The organism is Bartonella sp. AA86SXKL (assembly GCF_042196885.1).
Genome location: NZ_JBHIRE010000299.1, coordinates 457 through 742 on the forward strand (window position 1 = coordinate 457; position 286 = coordinate 742).

The 286-nt window shown below is 41.3% G+C and carries 1 pseudogene; it reads right to left on the minus strand.

Annotated features, from left to right (window positions below):
- Positions 1-286, minus strand: a pseudogene (locus tag ACFIO5_RS11660) (alpha-D-glucose phosphate-specific phosphoglucomutase); the annotation flags it as partial.

Genomic DNA, 286 nt, shown 5'->3' on the forward strand with positions numbered 1-286 from the left:
GCATCAAAGCGACATAATCGGCGACAGGATCAATTATATCAATCTGCATGGGTCCTAAAAAAGTTGTACCTTCTCTTTCTAAATCAATATCTGGTACCTCCATAATCCGATAAGAAGAAAGACGCTTAGATGCTGCAAAAACAGCATCACATAAAGAAGCGGGAGCAGGACCACCATTGGCAATATTGTACTTGATGCCACAATCTCCCTCTCTTCCCCCAGGATTGTGACTTGCTGAGAGAATAATACCACCATAAGCATGATATTTACGAATAAGATGCGAAAC